The 21,709-nt window shown below is 69.9% G+C and carries 20 protein-coding genes; 4 read left to right on the top strand and 16 right to left on the bottom strand.

Going from position 1 to position 21,709, the window contains the following annotated elements:
• The 3 genes from ACH5AO_RS19475 to ACH5AO_RS19465 all read right to left on the bottom strand — a co-directional run.
• On the bottom strand, window positions 1-1,398 hold a 1,398-nt coding region (locus tag ACH5AO_RS19475; protein WP_398926177.1), incomplete at its 3' end, for a protein kinase.
• Between the two features lie 77 nt (window positions 1,399-1,475).
• Entirely contained in the window at window positions 1,476-1,946 is a 471-nt protein-coding gene (locus ACH5AO_RS19470; protein WP_398926175.1) for a MarR family winged helix-turn-helix transcriptional regulator, read from the bottom strand.
• Window positions 1,947-1,960: 14 nt separating this feature from the next.
• Window positions 1,961-2,566: a type 1 glutamine amidotransferase family protein gene (locus ACH5AO_RS19465; RefSeq protein ID WP_398926173.1), complete on the bottom strand. Its 606-nt coding sequence runs from the start codon at window positions 2,564-2,566 to the stop codon at window positions 1,961-1,963.
• A gap of 156 nt (window positions 2,567-2,722) precedes the next feature.
• Between ACH5AO_RS19465 and ACH5AO_RS19460 the strand changes: the two genes are divergently transcribed.
• The 3 genes from ACH5AO_RS19460 to ACH5AO_RS19450 all read left to right on the top strand — a co-directional run bounded on the left by ACH5AO_RS19460 (window position 2,723) and on the right by ACH5AO_RS19450 (window position 5,699).
• The gene (locus ACH5AO_RS19460) at window positions 2,723-4,078 is read left to right on the top strand and encodes an aspartate aminotransferase family protein (RefSeq protein WP_398926171.1); all 1,356 of its coding nucleotides are present in this window, start codon (window positions 2,723-2,725) and stop codon (window positions 4,076-4,078) included.
• A gap of 149 nt (window positions 4,079-4,227) precedes the next feature.
• The gene (locus ACH5AO_RS19455; protein WP_398926169.1) at window positions 4,228-4,941 is read left to right on the top strand and encodes a GntR family transcriptional regulator; all 714 of its coding nucleotides are present in this window, start codon (window positions 4,228-4,230) and stop codon (window positions 4,939-4,941) included.
• A 107-nt stretch (window positions 4,942-5,048) separates the two neighbouring features.
• Entirely contained in the window at window positions 5,049-5,699 is a 651-nt protein-coding gene (locus ACH5AO_RS19450; RefSeq protein WP_217132917.1) for a hypothetical protein, read from the top strand.
• A 3-nt stretch (window positions 5,700-5,702) separates the two neighbouring features.
• Here ACH5AO_RS19450 and ACH5AO_RS19445 read toward each other — a convergent pair whose 3' ends face one another.
• Window positions 5,703-5,846, bottom strand: a complete 144-nt coding sequence (locus ACH5AO_RS19445) for a hypothetical protein (protein WP_398926168.1) — start codon at window positions 5,844-5,846, stop codon at window positions 5,703-5,705.
• Window positions 5,847-5,857: 11 nt separating this feature from the next.
• Here ACH5AO_RS19445 and ACH5AO_RS19440 point away from each other — a divergent pair, with 11 nt between their 5' ends.
• Entirely contained in the window at window positions 5,858-6,793 is a 936-nt protein-coding gene (locus ACH5AO_RS19440) for a DMT family transporter (protein WP_398926166.1), read from the top strand.
• 82 nt (window positions 6,794-6,875) lie between these two features.
• Here the strand turns inward: ACH5AO_RS19440 and ACH5AO_RS19435 are convergent, their stop codons facing one another.
• The 12 genes from ACH5AO_RS19435 to ACH5AO_RS19380 all read right to left on the bottom strand — a co-directional run bounded on the left by ACH5AO_RS19435 (window position 6,876) and on the right by ACH5AO_RS19380 (window position 21,557).
• Window positions 6,876-7,682 (bottom strand): M48 family metallopeptidase, encoded by an 807-nt coding sequence (locus tag ACH5AO_RS19435; protein ID WP_398926164.1) that lies wholly within the window; start codon window positions 7,680-7,682, stop codon window positions 6,876-6,878.
• Window positions 7,683-7,686: 4 nt separating this feature from the next.
• Window positions 7,687-11,418 (bottom strand): type I restriction endonuclease subunit R, encoded by a 3,732-nt coding sequence (locus ACH5AO_RS19430; protein WP_398926162.1) that lies wholly within the window; start codon window positions 11,416-11,418, stop codon window positions 7,687-7,689.
• A gap of 221 nt (window positions 11,419-11,639) precedes the next feature.
• Entirely contained in the window at window positions 11,640-11,993 is a 354-nt protein-coding gene (locus ACH5AO_RS19425; RefSeq protein WP_398926159.1) for a DUF6247 family protein, read from the bottom strand.
• A 141-nt stretch (window positions 11,994-12,134) separates the two neighbouring features.
• Window positions 12,135-12,416 carry a hypothetical protein gene (locus ACH5AO_RS19420; protein ID WP_398926157.1) on the bottom strand — a complete coding sequence of 94 codons (282 nt, stop codon included), beginning with the start codon at window positions 12,414-12,416 and terminating at the stop codon, window positions 12,135-12,137.
• A complete protein-coding gene (locus ACH5AO_RS19415; protein WP_398926155.1) occupies window positions 12,416-12,829 on the bottom strand; it encodes a hypothetical protein in 414 nt (137 codons plus the stop codon). The genes ACH5AO_RS19420 and ACH5AO_RS19415 overlap by 1 nt, the downstream gene beginning before the upstream one ends.
• Before the next feature lie 186 nt (window positions 12,830-13,015).
• Window positions 13,016-13,207, bottom strand: coding sequence for a DUF397 domain-containing protein (locus ACH5AO_RS19410; protein ID WP_385046165.1), 192 nt, complete (start codon window positions 13,205-13,207; stop codon window positions 13,016-13,018).
• 12 nt (window positions 13,208-13,219) lie between these two features.
• Window positions 13,220-14,071, bottom strand: coding sequence for a Scr1 family TA system antitoxin-like transcriptional regulator (locus ACH5AO_RS19405; RefSeq protein WP_398926153.1), 852 nt, complete (start codon window positions 14,069-14,071; stop codon window positions 13,220-13,222).
• A gap of 70 nt (window positions 14,072-14,141) precedes the next feature.
• A complete protein-coding gene (locus tag ACH5AO_RS19400) occupies window positions 14,142-15,341 on the bottom strand; it encodes a restriction endonuclease subunit S (protein ID WP_398926152.1) in 1,200 nt (399 codons plus the stop codon).
• On the bottom strand, window positions 15,331-18,024 hold the full coding sequence (locus tag ACH5AO_RS19395; RefSeq protein ID WP_398926150.1) for an N-6 DNA methylase: 2,694 nt from the start codon (window positions 18,022-18,024) through the stop codon (window positions 15,331-15,333). Before ACH5AO_RS19395 ends, ACH5AO_RS19400 begins: the two co-directional genes overlap by 11 nt.
• 88 nt (window positions 18,025-18,112) lie before the next feature.
• Window positions 18,113-18,862 (bottom strand): RloB family protein, encoded by a 750-nt coding sequence (locus ACH5AO_RS19390; RefSeq protein WP_398926148.1) that lies wholly within the window; start codon window positions 18,860-18,862, stop codon window positions 18,113-18,115.
• Window positions 18,862-20,163: an ATP/GTP-binding protein gene (locus ACH5AO_RS19385; RefSeq protein ID WP_398926146.1), complete on the bottom strand. Its 1,302-nt coding sequence runs from the start codon at window positions 20,161-20,163 to the stop codon at window positions 18,862-18,864. Before ACH5AO_RS19385 ends, ACH5AO_RS19390 begins: the two co-directional genes overlap by 1 nt.
• Before the next feature lie 110 nt (window positions 20,164-20,273).
• A complete protein-coding gene (locus ACH5AO_RS19380; protein ID WP_398926143.1) occupies window positions 20,274-21,557 on the bottom strand; it encodes an adenylosuccinate synthase in 1,284 nt (427 codons plus the stop codon).
• Window positions 21,558-21,709: the final 152 nt, after the last annotated feature.

The raw sequence follows: 21,709 nt of genomic DNA, 5'->3' as shown, positions 1-21,709 counted from the left end.
AGGCACACCAGGCGGCAACTGCTGCCCACCCGCCGACGCCGAAGCGGGATCAGGGCCGTCCGGATGCACCGGCGGCCAGGCGGCCGGAGACCCGCCCGCCGGTGCCGGAGCGGGGGCACCACCCGGCTGCCCGGCCCCGGGCACACCGGCATACCCCGCGAAATCACCCGCCCCAGCAGGACCACCCTGCCCAGGCACACCAGGCGGCAACTGCTGCCCACCCGCCGACGCCGAAGCGGGATCAGGGCCGTCCGGATGCACCGGCGGCCAGGCGGCCGGAGACCCGCCCGGCTGCCCCACCCCGGGCGCACCGGGATACCCCACGGAATCACCCGCCCCAGCGGGACCACCCTGCCCAGGCACACCGGACGGCACCTGCTGCCCACCCGCCGACGCCGACGCCGGGTCGGGGCCGTCCGGACGGACCGGTGGACGGGTGGTCGCAGGTGTGACCGTCGGTGCGGGGAGCATCGCGGTTTCCGGGTCCTCCGCGTCCAGGAGGCGGACCGCGTGGCGGCCGAGCTGGGCCACCAGGGCGCCCGGCAGCCAGGGGTCGCGGGAGCGGCCGTCGGCGACGGTGTCGTCCGCGCCGGTGCGTTGCAGGACCTGGTCCAGCGTGGGCCGCTCCGCCGGATCCTTGCGCAGGCAGTCGCGTACGAGATCGGCGAGCCCTTCGGGCACCCGCTCCAGGTCGGGTTCCTCCTGGGCGATGCGGAACATCAGCGCGTGCACGCCGCTGTGGGCGTTGCCGAACGGGAGCGTGCCGGTGGCGGCGTGGACGAGCACCGAGCCGAGGCAGAACACGTCACAGGCCGGTGTGATGCGGTCGCCGCGCACCTGCTCGGGCGCCATGAAGCCGGGCGAGCCGACGAGCCCTCCGGTGCGGGTGAGCCCGCCGTCGGTCACCGTCTCCAGCGCCCGCGCGATCCCGAAGTCGATGACGCGCGGACCGTCGATGGTGACGAGCACGTTGGACGGCTTGAGGTCCCGGTGGATGATCCCGGCGGCGTGGATGTCCTTCAGCGCGTGCGCGAGACCGGCGGCGAGGATGCGCACCGACCGCTCGGGCAGCGCCCCGTGATCGTGCGCGACCACCTGCTGGAGGCTGGGCCCGGCGACGTACCCGGTGGCGACCCACGGCACGGGCGCCTCCGTGTCCGCGTCGAGGACCGGCGCCGTCCAGTCGCCGCCGACCTGCCGCGCGGCCCGCACCTCCTGGCGGAAGCGCGACCGGAACTCCTCCCGCTGGGCCAGCTCCTGACGGACCAGCTTGACGGCGACGGTGCGTCCCCGGTCGGAACGGGCGAGGTAGACCTGCCCCATGCCGCCGGCCCCGAGCCGTGCGAGCAGCCGGTACGCCCCGATGCGTTGTGGATCCCCGGGCCCGAGCTTGTCCATCGCCGCGCCGCCTCCCCCCTGATGAGCAACATTCCCGAGAATAGTGCGGGGCCGGTACCCGGTGAGCCGGGTGACCCCTACGGTTCCGTAACAGGCGGGCCGAGTGCGTCCAGCACCGTGGACAGGCGTTCCAGCGCCTCCACCGCCCGGGCGAGTTCCGCCTCCCCGTACGCCGCTCCGTACGCCTCCGCCAGCCGCTCCGCGAAGGCCGCGTGGGCGGGGTCGACGCGGCTGACCGCCGCGCGTCCCTCCTCGGTCGGGGCGAGGAGTTTGGCGCGGCGGTGGGCCGGGTTGGGCCGGTACTCGGCGAGTCCGCGCTCCACCAGCAGATCGGCGACGCGCTGCACGCTCTGCCGGGTGATGCCCATGGCCCTGGCGATCCCGGAGACCGGCAGCGGCTCGCCGAGGACCGCGCCGAGCACCTGCCACCAGGCGGCGGTGAGCCCGGCGGGCCGGGCCAGCTCCTCGGCGACCGCGAGGAACTGGCCGTTCAGCCGGAAGGTGCCGAGCGCACCCCTGGTGAGCAGGTCCTGATGCTCCCGGCTCACCGCGTGCTCCCGGCTCACCGCGCCAGGGCCTTCGCGTACTCGGCGTACGCCTCCGGGTCGGAGTCGTGGAACAGCCGGTACCAGGCGTCGGTGACCTTCTCGTCGTACACCCCGAGCAGCCGGAAGATCTCGCGGGCGAAGGCGACGGGCTCGGTCGGCCCGGCGGTGACGAGGCCGCCGTCGGTGACCGCGTCGGCCTCGACGTACCGCGCGGCGCCCGCGTACCCGGTCGCGGCGAGGTAGGGGGCGGCGGCACCGGTGTGCGCCCGGTCGTCGAGCAACCCTTCACGGGCGAGCCCGGCGGTGGCGCCGCAGATCGCGGCGACGGGCACCCCGGCGTCGAGGAAGGCGCGGGCGGTACGGGCGAAGGGGGCGAGGTCGTCGCCCTCGTCCCAGCGGTCGGCGCCGGGGAGGATCAGCAGCGCGCTGTCCTCGGGCCGCAGCGCGTCGAGCGCGAGGTCGGGCAGGACGCGGAGTCCGCCGATGCCGGTGACGGGCTCCCCGGCCGGGGTGACCGTACGCACCGCGTAGCCGGCGCGTGCGAGGTGCGCGGTGGCGTGACCGGTCTCCCAGTCGGCGAAGGTGTCGTAGAGGGCGAGGTGCACGGGCTTGCGGGTCATGACCGCTCCCTTGTGGATACGCCAGAAGATGACAGTATGTTGTCATTACGACAGTTCACTGTCAATTGACGGCGTCGACAACCTGTCGCGGAAAGTCCCCCGCCGCAGACAGGCCGCCGATGTCGCGGCCCCCCGGTCCCGGCCTACCCTCGGCCCATGACCCCTCAGCCGAACCCCGAGGTCGGGGCCGCAGTCAAGGCCGCCGACCGTGCGCACGTGTTCCACTCCTGGTCCGCGCAGGAGCTCATCGACCCGCTCGCCGTCGCCGGGGCGCAGGGGTCGTACTTCTGGGACTACGACGGCCGGCGCTACCTCGACTTCACCAGCGGCCTCGTCTACACCAACATCGGCTACCAGCACCCGAAGGTCGTCGCCGCGATCCAGGAACAGGCGGCGCGGATGACGACGTTCGCGCCCGCGTTCGCCGTCGAGGCGCGCTCGGAGGCGGCGCGGCTGATCGCCGAGCGCACCCCCGGCGACCTGGACAAGATCTTCTTCACCAACGGCGGCGCCGACGCCGTGGAGCACGCCGTCCGCATGGCGCGGCTGCACACCGGCCGCCCCAAGGTGCTCTCCGCCTACCGCTCGTACCACGGCGGCACCCAGCAGGCGGTCAACGTCACCGGCGACCCGCGCCGCTGGGCCTCCGACAGCGGCACGGCCGGGGTCGTGCACTTCTGGGCGCCGTTCCTGTACCGCTCCCGCTTCTACGCCGAGACCGAGGAGCAGGAGTGCGCGCGGGCGCTGGAGCACCTGGAGACGACGATCGCCTTCGAGGGGCCTTCGACCGTCGCCGCGATCGTCCTGGAGACGATCCCGGGGACCGCGGGCATCATGCCGCCGCCCGCCGGCTACCTCGCGGGCGTGCGCGAGATCTGCGACACGTACGGCATCGTCCTCGTCCTCGATGAGGTCATGGCCGGGTTCGGGCGGACCGGGACGTGGTTCGCGGCGGACCTGTACGACGTCGTCCCGGACCTGATGACCTTCGCGAAGGGCGTGAACTCCGGGTACGTGCCGCTGGGCGGGGTCGCGATCTCCGGGGCGATCGCCGCCACGTTCGGCAAGCGGCCCTACCCGGGCGGCCTGACGTACTCGGGACACCCGCTGGCCTGTGCCGCCGCCGTCGCGACGATCGGGGTGATGGAGGAGGAGGGCGTCGTGGAGAACGCGGCGACGCTCGGCGCGTCCGTCGTCGGGCCCGGGCTGCGGGAGCTGGCGGAGCGGCACGCGTGCGTGGGCGAGGTCCGCGGGACCGGCATGTTCTGGGCGCTGGAACTGGTGCGGAACCGGGAGACCCGGGAGCCGCTGGTCCCGTACAACGCCACCGGTGAGGCGAACGCCCCGATGGCGGCCTTCGCCGCCGCCGCGAAGGAGGCCGGGATCTGGCCCTTCGTGAACATGAACCGGACGCACGTGGTGCCGCCGTGCAACGCGAGCGAGGCGGAGCTGAAGGAGGGGCTGGCGGCACTGGACGCGGCCCTGTCGGTGGCGGACGGCTACGTGGAGTGACCACACCGGGAGGCCGGCGCGAACGGGCGCGAGGGGTCCTCCCCTCGCGTCTTTTCGAACACCCCTGGTCGGTCCGAACGCGTAAGGTGGCGTGCTCGTACACATCCGTGTGCACGTCACTCGAACGCGACGAGGGAGACGCCCCGACCATGCCCGGCTCCAGTGGCGGCGGTGCCGTGACCCGCAGCACCCTGCGGCAGCAGATCGCGGACGCGCTCCGTGACGAGGTGCTGGCCGGGCGGCTCCAGCCGGGGCAGGAGTTCACCGTCAAGGAGATCGCCGACCAGTACGGCGTGTCCGCGACCCCCGTCCGGGAGGCGCTGGTCGACCTGTCGGCGCAGGGGCTGCTCGACGCCGACCAGCACCGGGGCTTCCGGGTGCACGAGTACTCCGTCGACGACTTCCGGGGCATGCTCGAGGCCCGCACCCTGGTCATCGACGGGATGTTCCAGGCGCTGACCGAGGGCCACCTGGCCCATCTCCGGCCGGACGAGCCCCGGGTCGCCGCCGCCCTCTCCGGGGTGCGCAGACGCGGCGAGGAGGCGCAGCGCGCGGCCCTCGCCGGCGAGGTCACCGTGCTGATCGGCTACGACCTGCGCTTCTGGCGCGAACTCGGGTCCGTGTTCGGCAATCCGTACCTCGCCGACTTCCTGCACCGGCTGCGCGTCCAGTCCTGGGTGTGTGTGGTGCAGCAGCTGCGGCGGCTGCCCGATCTGCGCGGGCACCTGTGGGCCGGACACACCGATCTGGTCGACGCCCTGTCGCGCCGGGACACCGACGCGGCCCGCGCGATCGTCGAGTCGTACAACGCGCACGTCCTCTCCCTCGTCGAGGGGCTGACGGGCGACGGGATGGGTAAGTGACCTGCAAGTGACCTGTACCAGGGTCCGCACGGGGGAAGCCGCCCGCGCCGGGCGCCGATACGCTTTCCCGACCACCGTGACCACCGCGCTGTGCGAGGAGTCCTCTTTTGGCCTGTGACCTGTGGCTGGTACCGCTCGTCGACGTGTTGTGCCACACGCCCGACAACCCGTTCGCCGAGGAACTCGCGCAGTACAACGCGGTGCTCGCCGAGTCCGGCCTGCCGCCGGTGCCGGTGTACCAGTACATGCCGGGACTGTCCGGCGAGGTGGCCCCGGTCGCGGGCTTCGACTACGACGCGCTGCACTTCCTGCGGCGGGTGTACCTGCTCCAGGTGTGCGGGCTGCCGGTCACGCCGGTGGACGAACTGGGCGGTGACTACGAGCAGTTGCTGGAGATGTTCGAGACGACGGCCCAGCAGTCCCACCTGGTCTGGCACTACGACCACGCGGGCGCGTACGTCCCCGTCGACTTCCCGCACCCCCTCGCCAACGACGAACTCCTCGCGGGCGGCGGCCCCCTGGGCTCCTCCCACGCGCTGCTGCGGGAGCTGGAGCTGGTCGCCCCGTCCATCGGCATCGACCCGGCGAACCCCCCGGCCGCACCCGAACCCCCGCGCGGCCCGACCGAGTTGGAGGAGCCGGCCGTCCCCGCTCCGTACGACCCCAGCCCCTTCGCCCGCGAACGCCACGTCTGGCTGGGCCTGCACGCGGCGGCGACCCGGAGCCTGGCGCAGGGATCGATGATCGTCTTCAGCTGAGGCTCACCGCAGTGCCGAGAGCCCTTTCTGGAGGTCCTCCACGTTCATGACGGGACACATCTCCACCTGGGCGTTCAGGTGGGTGAAGAACGGTTCGCCCACCGGGGGCACCTCCGAGCTGTCCTGCATGTGGACGACCAGCAGCATCGACCGCCTTCGTGCCCTGCTGGAGTTCCGGGTTCATCGGAGCCAAGCTCGGCGCGGACAGCGCGTCCGCGGTCACGATCCTGATGTGGCGGTTCCTGCCGCTGGCCGTCGTCCTGATCATCGCCTCCGCCGTCTCCAGGGCGCCGTGGCGGGGCCTTGCGATGTGGGACGTGGCCCGGCAGACCGTGATCGGCGCGCTGTCGCAGAGCGGCTACCTGTTCATCGTCTACCACGCGATCCAGCTCGGGGTCTCCAGCGGCACCACAGCCCTGATCGACGGCGTTCAGCCCCTCGTCGCCGGGGCGCTCGCCGGGCCGTTGCTGCACCAGTACGTCTCGCGTCGGCAGTGGCTCGGCCTGTGTCTGGGGGTGGGCGGCGTCGCCCTCGTCACCCTGGCCGACGCCGCGGCCGGCACCGGTGCGGCCTGGTGGGCCTACCTCATCCCCTTCCTCGGGATGATCTCGCTGGTGGCGGCCACGTTCCTGGAGAGCCGCTCCCGCGTGCGAGTGGCGCCCATGGTGGCGCTGACCGTCCACTGCACCACCAGCGCTGCCGTCTTCACGGCACTCGCCGTGGGCGCCGGGGCCGCCGCGCCGCCTGCCGGACTCTCCTTCTGGGCCTCGATCGTCTGGCTCGTGGTCCTGCCGACCTTCGGCGGGTACGGGCTGTACTGGCTCATCCTGCGGCGCTCCGGGGTCACCGAGGTCAACACGCTCATGTTCCTCATGGCCCCGGTCACGGCGGTCTGGGGGGCCCTCATGTTCAGCGAACCGTTCGGTCCGCAGACCGCCCTCGGCCTGGCCCTCGGCCTCGCGGCGGTCGTCGTCGTCCGTCGCGGGGGCGCCTCGTCCACCGCCGCGGACGCCAGGGGGAGCACACGGCGGGCCGTCGGCGGTCGCGGTGTGCCGGTCCTGTCCGGCTTCCGGAAGGGCCATCACGCCCCATAGTCCCCGATCCGACCGGAGGATCAGGTCATCGGGCACCTCCGGTTCAAAGGCACCGGCGGCCGGAGCAGGACGTCACCGGACGTCAGCGAGGAAGGTCCCCCATCCAGACGCGCCTCCCGAGCTCGTCCAGTTCCGCCTTCACCCGCCGGCACTCGGGCAGCGCCCTGCCCAGCAGTCTCCAGTAGTCGGGGCCGTGTCCTGAGACCCGGACGTGGGCGAGCTCGTGCGCGATCACGTAGTCGACCAGGTGAATGGGCAGCTGGAACGTGGCCCAGTGCAGGGAGATCACCCCGTTCCCCGGCCCGGCGCGGTAACTCCCCCACCGGTGCCCGAGGTCGCGCACGCGGATCTCCGGCTCGGGGACGTCCATGCGCGCGGCCCACGGCTGGAGGCGTCCACGCGTCCACCGCTTCCCGGACCGGGTGTACCAGTCCGCGAGAGCCGCACGGACGCGTGCCGGATCCCCGGCGACCGAGCGGTCGACGCGCAGCCGTCCCGCGACCAGCCGCACAGGGGGTGCTTCGTCTTCGCACCCCGGTCGCGGTGCCCCGTCGACGACGAGCAATCGGTGGTCCCGCCCGAGGTACCGGTGGATCTCACCGTCCCTGAGCGTACGGACCGGGTGCAGCTGACGGCGTTCCTCGCTGAGCCGCGTCTTGTCGTCGATCCAGGCGTCACTGCCTCGCACGAACTCCCTGATCCTCTGGAGTTCGCACCCTCGGGGAACGTGCAGCGTGAGGGACCGGTCCCGTTCCACGGTCAGCCCGATGCGGCGGCGCCGGGCACTGATCCGCACCCGCAGCTCGCGCCCGTCCACCACCAGGGAGCCGTCCTCGGTGAGGACCGGCTCACCGGGGCGGTTCTCGGGCGGTTCGGAACGCTGCGGCACGGCTCTATTCTCGCCGGGCCTCCGCCCGGAACTCCTCCAGGTGGTCCACGGCGTAACCGGCGAGTGTCGAGGCCAGCCGCTTCACCTCCTGGCGCCCCTCGCCGCCGAGGCGGTACCCGGCCGCGCGGAGGCGCTCGTACAGGCGCGCTTCGAGCTTCGTCACATGTGCCTCGCCGCCCCCGAAGGACGCCAGCCGGACCTGGCCGGTGATCTCGTCGTGCACCTCGGTCACGAGCCGGCGCAGCTCATCCGGCGCGGGGTCGTCCAGGATCTGGCTCTCCGCCAGCTTCTCGCCGAGCAGCACGTACAGCCGCCGCTCCATGGGGCTCAGATCGGCCACGGCAGGGTCGTTCCGCTCCGCCTGGCGGGCCCGTTCGACCAGCGGGCCGATCCTGGTGCCGATCTCGTCCCAGCGGCCGGCGAACTCCTCCAGCACTCGCTCCAGTTCCTCGGAGAGCTGGGTGTAGACGGGCCGGTCCTCCACCACGCGGCGTTCCTCCAGGTGGTAGCGGAGCGCCTGCACCTGTTCGGCGGCGGCCTCGCGCACCGGGAGTGTTCCGACGATCTCGTCGAAGTCGGGGGCGAGGATCGACACCGGCGGGATCTTCTGGGTCACCTCCTGGGCCTGGAGGTGGTCGGCGATCAGCGCCCGCACCTTCCGGCCGTAGCCGCGCATCGCGAAGCCGCCGCCGGTGTCGTCCCGGTAGTGGCGGCGCACCCGCATCTGCAGCACGCTCCACGCCCGCAGGTCGGGCACGTACCCCAGGGCGTCCTGGTGCGGCAGGACCCGGTTCACGGCATCCAGGAACTTGCCGAGGGAGGCATCGAAGGCGGCGCGCTGCTCCGGGTCCGCCAGAGCCAGCACGGCGTGGGAGAGGGCGGCGCGGGTGGTCAGGCCGTCCGGGTCGACACCCAGGCGCTCCAGGAACGCCCGGAACTCCTTCGCCGTCCGGTCCAGCTCCGGGATCTCCTTCTCCATGCTGCGCAGCGAGTCCAGGGCCGGCGGGTTGCCCCGGTACGCGGCCAGGGTCACGCCCAGGTGGTTCAGCACGCCGTAGTAGTCGACCACCAGCCCTTCGGTCTTGCGGCGGGCGGTGCGGTTGACGCGGGCGATGGCCTGGAGCAGTTCGGCGTCGCGGATGGGCCGGTCCAGGTACAGGGCCTGCTCGATGGGGGCGTCGAAGCCGGTGAGCAGCATGGACTTCACGATGAGGAAGGCGATGGGCGGCTGCTCGGCCTCCTTGTCCCCGCCCCACACGAGGTCGCTCCACGGGTTCATCCCGCCCACCGACCCGACGGGTACCGGATCGGGCTCGGCGACGGGCTTCGTGACCCACGGGTTGTCCGGCGGCAGCTCGGGGAAGGGCGCCAGGAAGCGCGCGATGTGGTCCCGCTGCCGGTCCTCGTCGGTCCACTCCCGCCAGAGCCCGTCCTTCTGCTCGGCCCCGGCGGAGATCACCGGCACGAAGTCGATACGGCGCAGCAGCTCCTGGTACTGCCAGGCCCGCAGCAGCAGCGTCTCCTCGGCGGTGTACGTCTCCGGTGCCCGGCCGCGCAGCGCCTCTCGCCGGCCGCTGTCGTCGAACTCCGCGACCCGGTGCAGCAGATCGGCCCGCGCGTCCCGCAGCGCGTCCCGGTACAGGACCGCGGCCCGCCTGCTGACCGCGGCCACCTGTGCCTTGAAACCGCCCGTCAGCGGTCCGGTGACGTAGTGCGCCAGCATGTCGGCGGCCTTGCGGCGGATCAGCGGCGCGGACTCGGCGACGGTCCTGGCGGACGGAGTGCCGTACTTCTTGCGCACCCGCTCACGCTCGGCGTCGTCCAGCGGCTCGATCAGGTCCTCGAAGCACTCGTCCATCCGCTCCCGGTCGCGTACCTCGGCCTTGGTGGCCCGGCCCTCGTAGCGCACGGGAACGACGACCTTGTCCCGCTCGGCCTCGGTCATGCGGTACGTGTCGAGGTACTCCGGATCGCCGCCGGGCAGACTGCTGGGCTCCAGTCCGAAGATGCGCCCGGTGTCGTCGAGGCGTCCCCGCATGAGCGGGGTGCCGGTGAAGCCGATCCGGGCGGCGTTGGGCAGGGCCTTGCGCAGACAGGCGTGGAGGACGGAGGTGTGGGACCGGTGCGCCTCGTCGACCAGGACGACGACGCGGTCCGCGTCGCTGCACTCGGGGAAGATCCGCTCGGCGCGGCGCAGCGTCCGCTCGTCCGGGGCGGGGTCGGCGACCTCCTCGGCGTTCTCCCCCGCCGCCACGCGCTGTCGCGCCTTCTCGAAGTCCTCGGCCAGCGCCCGGTCCTCCCCGTCGGCCGTGTCGCCCCCTCCGTCCCCGGAGCCGGGCGCCAGGTCGCCGAGGAACTTCTGGATCGTCGCGAAGACCACCATCCGGCCGCCGTCCTTGCCCGCCTTGCGCAGGAGGTGTTCCAGGTCGGTGCGCGACTTGGCCTGCACCACCCTGGAGTCGCTCAGCTCCACGGCCTTGCGCAGTTGCCGCTGGAGGTCGGTGCGGTCGGTGACGGCCACCAGGGTGATGCCGTTGAGCGCCGGGTCCTCGCTCATGTGCAGACGGCGGGCGAGGAACTGCATGGTGAAGCTCTTGCCGGCGCCCTGCGTGTGCCAGACGACGCCGCCCCGCCCGTCCGGGTCGCGCCCGGTGACCCGTCGGCCGGGGCGGGTGCGCAGCCGGTCGACGATCTTCTCGGTGGCCCGGTACTGCTGGTGGCGGCAGACCACCTTCGCCGTCCCGGACTTCCGCTGCGTCTTCTTCCCGGCCCGGCGGACGCCGTCCCGGCCGTCGTCGTCGTTGAGCGGCTTCTCGAAGACGTAGTGCCGCACGATGTTCAGCAGGTTGCCGGGCCGCAGCACCACGGCCGTCAGACGGTGTTGGAGCGTGGGCTGTTCCTTCGGTCCGAGCAGGCCCCAGCCGCGCAGTTCGCGGCGCAGCGCCTCCGCTCCGTCGTCACCGGGGACGGCCGGGTCGGCGTAATCAGGAGTCAGGCTGCGCCACAGCGCGTAGTGCTCCTCGGAGGAGGAGTGCGTACCGAGCGCGGCGTCCTTTCCGTCGGCGGCCACGAGCAGTTGCACCGGCGCGAACAGGTCCGGTACGCCGCGCGGGGCACCGGTGCCCCGCCGGGTGTCGTCGTCCAGGGGACGGCCGGTGTAGGCGCGCAGGTCGCGGACGGCCCGCCCGATCGGATCGCGCGTGTACGGCGACTTGCACTCCACCACGACCAGGGGGACGCCGTTGACGAACAGCACGAGGTCCAGCACGGCCGGCCTGCCGTCCGCGTCGTGCACCCGCAACTGGTCGACGACGAGGTAGTCGTTGCGGGCGAGGACCTCCTCGCGGGTTCCCTCCATCGCCTCCTGCGACCAGTCCACGAACTGTGCCTTGAAGTCCTTGTCTCCCGGTCCGGGTTGCAGGACGCCGTGCAGAAGGAGCGTGGTGACGTCCCGGTTGGCCTGGGCCAACGATCCCGCGGTCACGTGACGGGCGGCGGAGCGCAGCCTGCTGACGACCTGCTCGGCCTGCGTGTCACTCGTCATCCAGGGCGAGTTGCGCAGTACGGCCGTGCGCAGCCGCTCCTCCAGCAGCACCGTCCGGAAGTCGTCCCGTTCGCCCTCGTCCCGCAGCCGCGCGCCCTCGATGTGCTGCCATCCCATCGCCTTGAGGTGCTCCAGGAGCGGCCGTTCGGCCTCGTCCCGCTCGGCCGTTCCCCCGACCGCTCCGGCAGCCATGCCTTACGCCTCCCCGTGTCCCGGTGATCCGTGAGAGGCCCATTGTGGGTCAGGGCGCAGGTGATTCGCCTTGCCCGAGCGTCACGAGCACCACTCACGCTGCCGAGGGAACAAGGCGCAAGTCGCTTTCGGGCCAATGATGCCGATCACCAGAGTCAGGCAGTCGAGACCCTTCCTTCCCGGGCACTTGCCATGACACCGGTCTTCGTTCTTCCAGTCGCTCACAGCCCGGCCTCTGCCTCGGCGTCCGCGTAGATCTTCCTGATCTCGGCCATGGCGTCGACCGGGTCCTCCACCCCAGCGCTCACCAGCTCTTCCAGATGGCGTAGGCGGGCAGCCCGCGAGGGACGGCGCTGGATCGCCACGAAGACGCCCCAGGTACGGACGAACGTACGCAGCGGCGCGAACGACTGGAGCTCCTGGGCACGCGTGGTAGCGCTGACGAGATCGCTCACGAACGTCGGCATCCGGCTCGGCGTCAGGGTCTCGACGGCGGTCCGCAGCGCCCCGGGCGTGAGCGCGGGCATGGGGATGAGCGGCTCGTCGGCCTGTGGTTCCGCGGGCAGGGCGGTCACGGCATGCTCCCGGTCGGTGGACATTCGCTGTGCTGTCGACGGTGCCCGCAGGCATCAGGAAGACGAAGAGGTACGAGTGGTCCTCGGCCGTGTGGGCGACACCCCCGATCGGTGTGCCGCCCACACGCGGAAGATCCGACTCTACGGCCGGTGGACTCCGCCGCCGCCCACCACGGCCTTGCGGCAGTCGGGCCGCTTGCTCTCCGGCACGATGAGGGTGGCGGTGTCGTCGTCGAGGACGTAGCAGAGCTGGGCGTGCAGCACCTCGGCCTCGGCGGGGCTGAGGCGCAGCACCGTGTCCGAGTCGAAGACCCCGTCCCGGCGCAGCCAGAGGTCGATGGCGATGCTTCCGTCCTCCTGCCGGCGGACGGGCTTGCTGGGTACGCGGGCCACCTGGACCCGCGCGTTCGGCGTCGCGCTCATCAGGCCGCCACCCCCAAGGACCCGGCGGGGGTGCCGATGCGGTGGCCATGGATGATCCACGGGCCGATGTCGATGCCTTCGAGGGCGAGGACGAGGGCGGCGCGGCGTTCGAGCTGCTGCTGTTGCCGTTCGTGGGCGAGCAGGTAGGGGCGGACGAGGGGGCCGGCGTCGTCGAGCGGAACGGAGCCGTCGGACCGCCTCCCGGTCCTGGACGTCGCCCTCTGCGTGAGGACTTCGGCCAGGGCGGGCACGGCAGTGCGGTGGACGAACAACCGCAGGCCGGAGAGCGTGCGCGGGGCGGCGTAGGCGGGCCCTGGCCGACCCCGCCCTCGGCGCCGGCCGGTGGCGGTAAGGAGATGGATGAGGACCAGGGCGAGTGCCCGTTCGAGGGCATGCCGGATACGCTTGGGCATGTTGACGCTCCTTTGCAGCGTTGGCCTGCCCCGGGGTGGTGGCTCACCGCCGGGGCGTTTCTGTGTGCTTACAGCCCACTCGACCGTCACAGAATGACTATCGAGCGCTACACACAGTACGCGCATGACGTTGCGCAAAACAACATGTTGCGTAAAGCGGCATATGCCGAATGGAGCCCGCAGGCTCTACGTTGCGAAGTGGTCGAACTCGCCGGCCTTGGCTCCTTCCAGAAAGGCCCGGAGCTTGCGGCGCGTGGTCCGCACCACCACGTCCGGGTCGTCTCCCTCACGCAGGAAGATCCACCCGTCGTGCTCCGCTACCTCTATGCAACTCCCGGTGTCCGCCGAGAAGGACGACTTGCGCCAGTGAAGTTCCACCGGACCCCTGCCTCAGATCTCTTCCACAACCTGCCGGATGAAGTCGATCGACTCCCCTGCCTCCAGGGCGCGTTCACGCATCCGGTCGAGTACGGCACGGTAGTTCACCAGATAGGTCTCGGCGTGCAGGAAGGTGACACCGGTGGGTACGTCGATCTGTACGCAGTCCAACTGCGGGACCGGACCGCAGGCGTAGAGCGTCGAACTGCCCGCGTTGGCGAAGCCTCCGGCCCTGAACGGCACCACCCTCACAACGACGTTGGGCCGCTCGGCCTGCTTGAGCAGATGCTCGATCTGCCGTAGCAGGACACGGCGATCCCCGAATCGCATCCGCAGCGCCGACTCATGGACCAGGAACTCGCAGAGTGGCGGATCCGAGCGGTCGAGGAGTTGCGCCCTCCTCAACCGGAAAGCAACATGCTGCTCCAGGTCAGCCGATGACATGGCCGGTACCGCTTCCGCGAAGATCCCTCGCATGTAATCGGGCAACTGAAGCAGTCCCGGCATGTGCATGATCTGGGCGGACCGCAACGCCGCCGCGTGGTGCTCCATCTCCGCGATGTCCAGCAGCCCGGCGGGCAGGGCGCCCCGGTACTCGTCCCACCAGTGCGGCCCGCGTTCCCGGGCCATCTCGGCGAGCGCATCGATGTACGCGGCATCCGGACAGCGGTAGTTGGCGGCCCACACCCGGACGCGGTCACTGCTCACTCCCGAGCGGGCCGACTCCGTGTTGCTCACCGTGGTCCGGTCGGTGCGGTGCACGGTGGCGGCCTCGTTGATCGTCATGCCGATGTGCTCACGCATCCTGCGCAGCTCGGCTCCGAGACGGCGCTGCCGCTCGGTGGACGGCTTTCTGACTGCCAACGTCCCCTCCCGCCCCACTACAAACTCTTACCAGCCACTACCGCAAAAGCACTTAGCGTAGCTTGACGTACTAAACGGTACGCAACAGGTCAACAAATAGATCGTCCATAACCCCCTGCCCTACGGCGTGAACTTTAGAAAGAATATTCCTCTCTTTGAGAATCGCAGAATCGATGACCTGAAGTCGGGAAAGAAACGCCGTCTGCTCACTGAGTGAAACTTCAGGCACAGGACAGGAGTACACGTCCGAGCGATTGATGCTGGCTTGCGAAACCGCAGGCTTTGTGCGACCAGCAAAGTATCTCTTTACAGTCGAAGTCGACATCCATGCTCCCAAAAATCCAGGATGCATCCTGTCGACTGCAACCTTGCAGCGCATAATATTCGACTCGAAAAGAGTTGGTTCATCGATTCGAGTCACAACGGTTGACCGCCCAACCAGCCCGGGCGTGTTCACACGGTTGATCAACAAGTCGCCGACAGAAAGCACATAGCGTCGAGCTTCATCAGGCGTCACAGCCACTCGCAGGAGACCGCGCGTAAAGTCTGAAGGTCCGCCAGAGAAACTATTGATTCGAACGATCGGAAGCCCTGCCTCTCCGTACGATTCTGCGGCCTTATACAGTCCGTTCTGCGGCCCCTCTGTAATGACATCAGCCAACGTAGCGCGTTCACCTCCCACCAATTGAGAAATAAAAGATTCACGCAGCCGGGAGAGTTTCGCAATCACCTCCTGCCCAACGTGTTGAGACTCTGCAACTGCGCTCATTTTTTCTATGATTCGCCGCTGCTGCGAAACGGGAATCAGAGGGAATAGCATCTTGGCAAAACGACTTCCCCCCAGATGGGAGATACTGGTTTTCTCCGCCACAGCCGCAAAGAAACCTCGCCGACGCCACTGAACAAACACTTCTTGCGCATACTCAGGCAGGACCATGCCGCTTGGCCTGAAGCGGATTAGAGTGTTCTGGAAACAAAAATCTCCAAAGTCGCCTCTATAGATGGCACTCCGCCCGACATTAAATAGGCTTTCTTGCCCCTCGTTAAGAAGGATGTCTCCGTCCCGCAACCCATAGACACGCCTCTCTACATCAGAGAATCCCATGGTTTTGACGTCGCTGTAATCGATGCGCCCCTCAAACACATTAGCGACACGCAAATAGGGAACTTGGGTTCCAGAACGACTACTGGCCGGCGAAAGCTGCTTACCCATACGCACTTCGCCTACCTCGCCGACCGGAACCCAGCGGACTTCTGACTCAGCCGACATAGCCCAGCTCCTTCAGAAAACCGTTCAGCTTCTCTTCCGCCTGTGCACGCCGTTTCTCGATGTCACGCAGCGACACCAGGTACTTCTGCTCCAAGCTCCCGTACATATCGATCAGTTCCCGGCGTCGGCGCACAACGTGCCCCTCCAGCTTGGACGCCAGGTCGGCATGCAGGATGCCCAGCACAATGTCACGAGCCTGGTCATCGCTCAGATTCCTCCGAGCCTCATGCAGGCGAGGCGTCGGCCGGTTCGCAGGCTCGTCCTCCACGGCTACGGCCAACTCGGTCTGCCCCGGTGAGCTTTCCGCCGCCGTGGACTTCTTCTTCGCGGAGGTGGCCGACGTGGCGCCCATCCCCTCGAAGGGATAGAACGCCTCCTCCAGCGTCTTCACCGCCTTGTTCGCCGCCGTGCGCTCCCGCTTCAGCTTCTTCAGGTCCGCCTCGCTCAGCAGCGCCTCCGCGATCGCCGGGTCGAGGGCCGAGCCCTCGCCCTCGCCGTCGCCGTCGGTCTCGGCACCGTCCTCCGCGATCCCCGCCGCCGCAGCCGCCCGCGCGGCCTCCGCCTCCTCCGCGGCCTTGACCTTCGCGTCCAGGTCGGCCTTCCGCTTGTCCGCCTCCGCCAGTTCCTTCAGGAAGTCGGGGACCAGACGCGCCACCACCTTGTGCGCGTACGCCTGCCGCCGTTCCGCCGCCGAGCGCTTGCGCGCGCCGCCCGTCCACGGGTCGGGCTCCGGCTCCAGCATCGTCTCGACCGTCTCGACCCAGCCGTCGACGACCCCACGGAAGCCGTTCCCGGCCAGCGCCTTCAGCTCGTTCTTCGCGTCCTGCCACCAGCCGGCGACCGCCCCCGCCAGCGCGAAACGGTCCAGTACGCCCACCCCGAGCAGGGTGTCGCGGAAGGAATCAATGAGATCGGCGCGCAGCCGGGCCAGCTGGGCCCGCTTCTCGAACTCGGTGCGGTCGTCGCCCTCGCAGGGGGCCAGCGCGGCGATCTTCTCCGTCTCCGTCACCCACCACTTCCCGAACGCCTCCGACAGCTCCTTCTCGCGCGCCGCCGCCAGCGCGGTCAGGCGGTCGGCGTCCGGGCGCCGGTCCTCGGGGAGGAAGTCGACGTATTCGGGGTCGTCCGGGCGCTCGGCGAACAGGTCGGTGAGCTGGATGCCGTACGCCTCCAGCAGCCGCTTCTTCTCCGGCGCCTCGATCTCCGCGCGGGGCACCCCGCCCACCAGGTGGGCACGTACGTCCTGCGGCTCGGGCGGCGGGGTGTTGTCGACGTAGCGGCGGATGTTGAGGTTGTACTTGTTGTCCCGGAGTTCCTGCCGCTCCACCCAGCGGGCGAAGCGCGGCACGTCCTCACCGCCGTGGAAGGTGGAGACGATCTTCTCCACGTGCTCCGGGAGCAGCACGTTCTGTGCCCGCTCGGCGTGGAACTCACGGTCGGCGTTGATGAAGAGGACCCTGTCCTCGCGCTCCGCCCGCTTGCGGCCGCGTGAGCGCAGTACCAGGACACAGGCCGGGATGCCGGTGCCGTAGAAGATGTTCGACGGCAGGCCGATGACCGCCTCCAGCAGGTCCGCCTCGATGAGCTTCGCGCGGATCTTCTCCTCCGCGCCGCTGCGGAACAGCACCCCGTGCGGCATGACCGTGAAGACCGAACCGCCCCGGCGCTCCACCATGTGCAGCATGTGCTGGAGGAACATCAGGTCGGCCTTGCCCTTCTCGGACGTCTGGCCGTACGGCATCCGCTCCTCGATGTCGAGGATCTGGTCGGCCTTGTAGTCCATGGAGAACGGCGGGTTGCTGAGCACGATGTCGTACGACTCGTCCAGGTGCGCCGGGCTGGTCAGGGTGTCCCCGATGCTCAGGCTGAAGTCGACGGCCCCGTGGAACAGCATGTTCATGGTGGCCATGACCCAGGAGCCGTTGTTGGCGTCCTGCCCGGCCAGCGCCAGGTCCTCGGTGTCGCCGCCGTGCTCCTCGATGTACTCCTTGGCGTGGATCAGCATGCCGCCCGAGCCGACGCACGGGTCGTACACCCGCTGGCCCGCGCGGGGTCGCGCCAGCTCGACCATCATCCGCACCACCGCACGCGGGGTGTAGAACTCGCCGCCCTTGGCGCCGGCGGAGTCGGCGAAGTCCTTCAGCAGGTACTCGTACGCGGCGCCGATGACGTCCGGGAACTCGAAGTCCTCACCGCGCAGCCGCAGGCCGCCGAAGTGCTCGATGAGTCCCTGGAGCCGTTTGTCGGCGAGCTTGGCGGCCGCCGTGCCGGTGCCTCCGCCACCGCCGATGCGGTTGAAGTTCACGTGGTCGAAGAGGTGGCGCAGCCGGGGGTTGTCGGCCTCCATCGCGTCGAGCGCGGGCTGGAGGTGCTTGGTCGCCACGTCGTTCACCGCGCCGGCCAGCTCGCTCCAGCGCGCGTCCTTCGGCACGTACATCACGTTGCGGGCCGTGTACTTGGCGGGCTCCTCGGCCTCTTCCTCGGCCTCCTCGCGCGTGGCGCCCGCCGCCATCTCCTCGGCGACGACCTTCTCCCGGACCGCCTCGAACTCGTCGTTGGCCCGCTTGAGGAAGAGCAGGACGAGCAGGAAGTCGCGGTACTCGGCGGCGTCCATGGTGCCGCGGAGGATGTCCGCGGCGGCGAAGAGGTGACGCTCCAGTTGTTCGAGCGTGATCCTGGCCACGTTACGGCTCCCTGTTCACGTGTGACGAGTGGTGGGGGTGGCGGCGGCCAGCGGAGTGCGCCGGTCGCCGTGTGTGCACTCATGCAGCCTAGTAGCCGCTGAGGAGCAGTCCTTCCTCCACGAAACGCCACACGTCCGTGTACGGGTCCCAGCTGTGGGGATGCGCCGTGGAGTGATCGTCGTTGATCTTCCGGGCGTGCTTCCTGGCCGTTCTGTACCGGCTGAGGGCGTCGTCGCCGGCGGGCGTGAGCACCTGCCCCTCCCGCACGTGCTTCGACTGCTGCGCGGTGACCGTCCGCACCCCGCGCCCGTACGTCGCCGCGAACCCGGGACGCGAACGCAATCGGCTGTTGGCGTCGCCGCAGACCCCGCTGAAGGTGGCCGTGTAGTTGGTGTAGTGCAGCAGCCGCCACAGCTCGAAGCACGGGTGTGAGTAGGCGACGCGAACGCCCTCCTTCTCCGCGAGGCTCAGGGCCTCCGGGATGCCCTGGTGGTCGTCGCGGTCGAAGAGGACCCATACCTGAGGCCAGTTCCAGTCCTTGTCGCGCCGGAGCCCGGCGTCCTTCGCCTCGCGCTCGACCTTGCGCAGGGTGCCGACCGCGTCCTGGACCATCCGTAACGGCTTGCGCTGCTTGCCCTCGGCGTTGGGGTTCGCGATGTGGTGCTGCACCGTCCGACCCGGCTCGGCCCACGTACCGCCCCGGACGATGATGTCGATGTACTCGGGCTCGGTCACCTCGCCCTCGGTGTACACGTACACCTGACGCGCCCGGCTCCCCCGGCCCTTCGCGCCGCCCTTCCTGCGGGAGACGCTGTCCCCTCCCCGTGGCCTCGCCATCAGAGCCCTTCCGTCCCCGTCCGTACGTCGTCGTCCGCCGGGACCTCGCCCAGCGCGGCCGTCTCCTGAGTGCGCAGCAGCCGTCGGCCGACCTGGCCCTCCGACACCTTTGGCACCGCCCCGAAGGACCCGGCGAGGTAGGACGACATCAGGTCCTCCTCCGCCGTCGGTTCCCAGTCGGCGACCGAGGTCAGGCTCGTGGCGCCCCGCTCGTCCTTCTCGGTGAGCCAGATCTGTCCTGGATGCAACAGCCGACCCCCGCCCGGGGTGCGCAGAAGCGAGAGGTCGTGGGCGGTGAAGACGAGCTGCGCGCCCTTGCGGTTCAGCCAGGGAGCCTGGAAGAGGCGTACGACCTCGGCGGCGAAGCGTGAGTGGAGGCTGGCGTCGAGCTCGTCGACGAGGAGGACCGCTCCGGTGTCGAGGGCGAGGAGGAGGGGGCCGATCAGGGCGAACCAGGAGCGGGTCCCCCAGGACTCCGCCTCCCAGTCGAGCGCGGTGCGGTCACCGCCGCCCTCGTGGACGAGCCGTACCAGGGGCCTGCCGGAGGACGTCTGCTCGACCTCCACCCCGGCGATGCCCAGGTCGGCGACCTTCAGGAGTTCCTCGGCCCGGTGGCGGAAGCTCTCGTCGCGCAGCAGTTGCAGCGCCGTGTAGTCCTCGCGCTGCGTCCGTTCGGTCTCGGGGGAGACGTCCCAGAAGTTGTTCCTGAACCAGTCGAAGACCGGTGTGAGCTGCTCGTGTCCGTCGTTCGCGGCCCTGGTCAGCAACAGGGCGTCCTGGCGCGTGGTACGGGCCAGCCGGGCACGGTCACGGAGCCGGTCGCCGGGGAAGTCGAAGTCCTTCTCCCGGGCCGCGTCCCGCTCGAACCAGACCTGGCGGCGGCCCTTGGGGTAGGCGTAGAGCCACTCGGCCTCCACCCTGCGCCGCCCGAGCTCGAATCCGTATGTCCAGCGCACACCGTCCGCGAGGATGAAGTCCGCCTCGTACAGGGACGTCTCGTCGGCGGCCTTGGGGTCGAGGGCGAACGCGTCGCGGGGGATGCCGTCGTACGAGGTCCAGTCGGCGTACGAGCGCAGTACGCAGCGGCGCATGTTCCGCAGCGCGGCGATCAGGTTCGACTTGCCGGAGGCGTTGGCGCCGAAGACGCCGAGGACGGTGTGGACGGGGAGCCTCCGACCGTCGGAGAGTTCCGTCTCGCGCGCGGTGGTCCGCTCGTTCTCGTCGTCCTCGGGCGCGACGAACGACAGTTCCTGCTCGTCGCGCAGGGACCGAACGTTGGCCACCCGGAATCTCAGCAGCATCCCGCTTCCTTCACGACGGACACAGGGGGCGCCTCCCCCGAGCGGGACGGCCGGCCGGGGTCACCGCACCGGCCATCCCATCAGATCTCCGGGGTCTCCGGAGGGAGAACTCAGAGGAACGAGTTGATCTCGATCGTCTCGTCGCGGCCCGGGCCCACGCCGATCGCGGAGATCGGGGCGCCGGACATCTCCTCCAGGGCCTTGACGTACGCCTGGGCGTTCTTCGGCAGGTCGGAGAAGGACTTCGCCTTGCTGATGTCCTCGGACCAGCCCGGCAGCATCTCGTAGACCGGCTTCGCGTGGTGGAAGTCGGACTGCGAGTACGGCAGCTCCTCGACCCGCCTGCCGTCGATCTCGTACGCCACGCAGACCGGGATCTGCTCCCAGCCGGTGAGGACGTCGAGCTTGGTGAGGAAGAAGTCGGTGAGGCCGTTGACACGGGTGGCGTAGCGGGCGATCACCGCGTCGAACCAGCCGCAGCGGCGGTCACGGCCGGTGGTGACACCGCGCTCGCCGCCGATGCGGCGCAGCGCCTCGCCGTCCTCGTCGAACAGCTCCGTCGGGAACGGTCCCGCGCCGACGCGGGTGGTGTACGCCTTCAGGATGCCGATGACCCGGCTGATCTTCGTCGGGCCCACGCCGGCACCCGTGCAGGCGCCGCCCGCGGTCGGGTTGGAGGAGGTGACGAAGGGGTACGTGCCGTGGTCGATGTCGAGGAGCGTGCCCTGGCCGCCCTCGAAGAGGACCACCTTGTCCTGCTCCAGCGCCTCGTTGAGCACCAGCACCGTGTCGGCGACGTACGGGGCGAGCTTGTCGGCGTAGCCCAGCAGCTCCTCGACCACCTGCTCCACGGCGATCGCACGCCGGTTGTAGAGCTTGGTGAGCATCTGGTTCTTGGCGTCGAGGGCCGCTTCGACCTTCTGGGTGAGGATCGACTCGTCGTACAGGTCCTGGACGCGGATACCGACGCGGTTGATCTTGTCGGCGTAGGTCGGGCCGATGCCCCGGCCCGTGGTCCCGATCTTGCGCTTGCCGAGGAAACGCTCGGTCACCTTGTCCACCGTCACGTTGTACGGCGTGATGATGTGCGCGTTTCCGCTGATCAGGAGCTTGGACGTGTCGACGCCACGCTCGTTCAGACCGCTCAGCTCGGAGAGCAGGACCGACGGGTCGACGACGACGCCGTTGCCGATGACCGGCGTGCAGCCGGGAGACAGGATTCCGGAAGGGAGCAGGTGGAGGGCGTACTTCTGATCACCCACGACTACCGTGTGGCCGGCGTTGTTGCCGCCCTGGTAGCGCACCACATAGTCGACGGAACCACCGAGCAGGTCCGTCGCCTTTCCCTTGCCTTCGTCACCCCACTGAGCACCGAGCAGCACAAGTGCGGGCACGCGCGTACACCCCTTCCGGGCGGGGCATGTCCATGGTCGAGGGCGTATGCGGTGGGTTTCCGCCACGTACACCGCGACCGTCGTTGGCCGCCACCGTCGGACCGGATGCCCCGGAATAGACGAAGCCCCTGGCGCAATAGCGCAAGGGGCTC

It is taken from the genome of Streptomyces sp. NPDC018964, assembly GCF_044390325.1.
Classification (GTDB): Bacteria; Actinomycetota; Actinomycetes; order Streptomycetales; family Streptomycetaceae; genus Streptomyces.
Note: the sequence above shows the minus strand (reverse complement) of the source record. Positions and strands in the feature narration are given on the sequence as shown.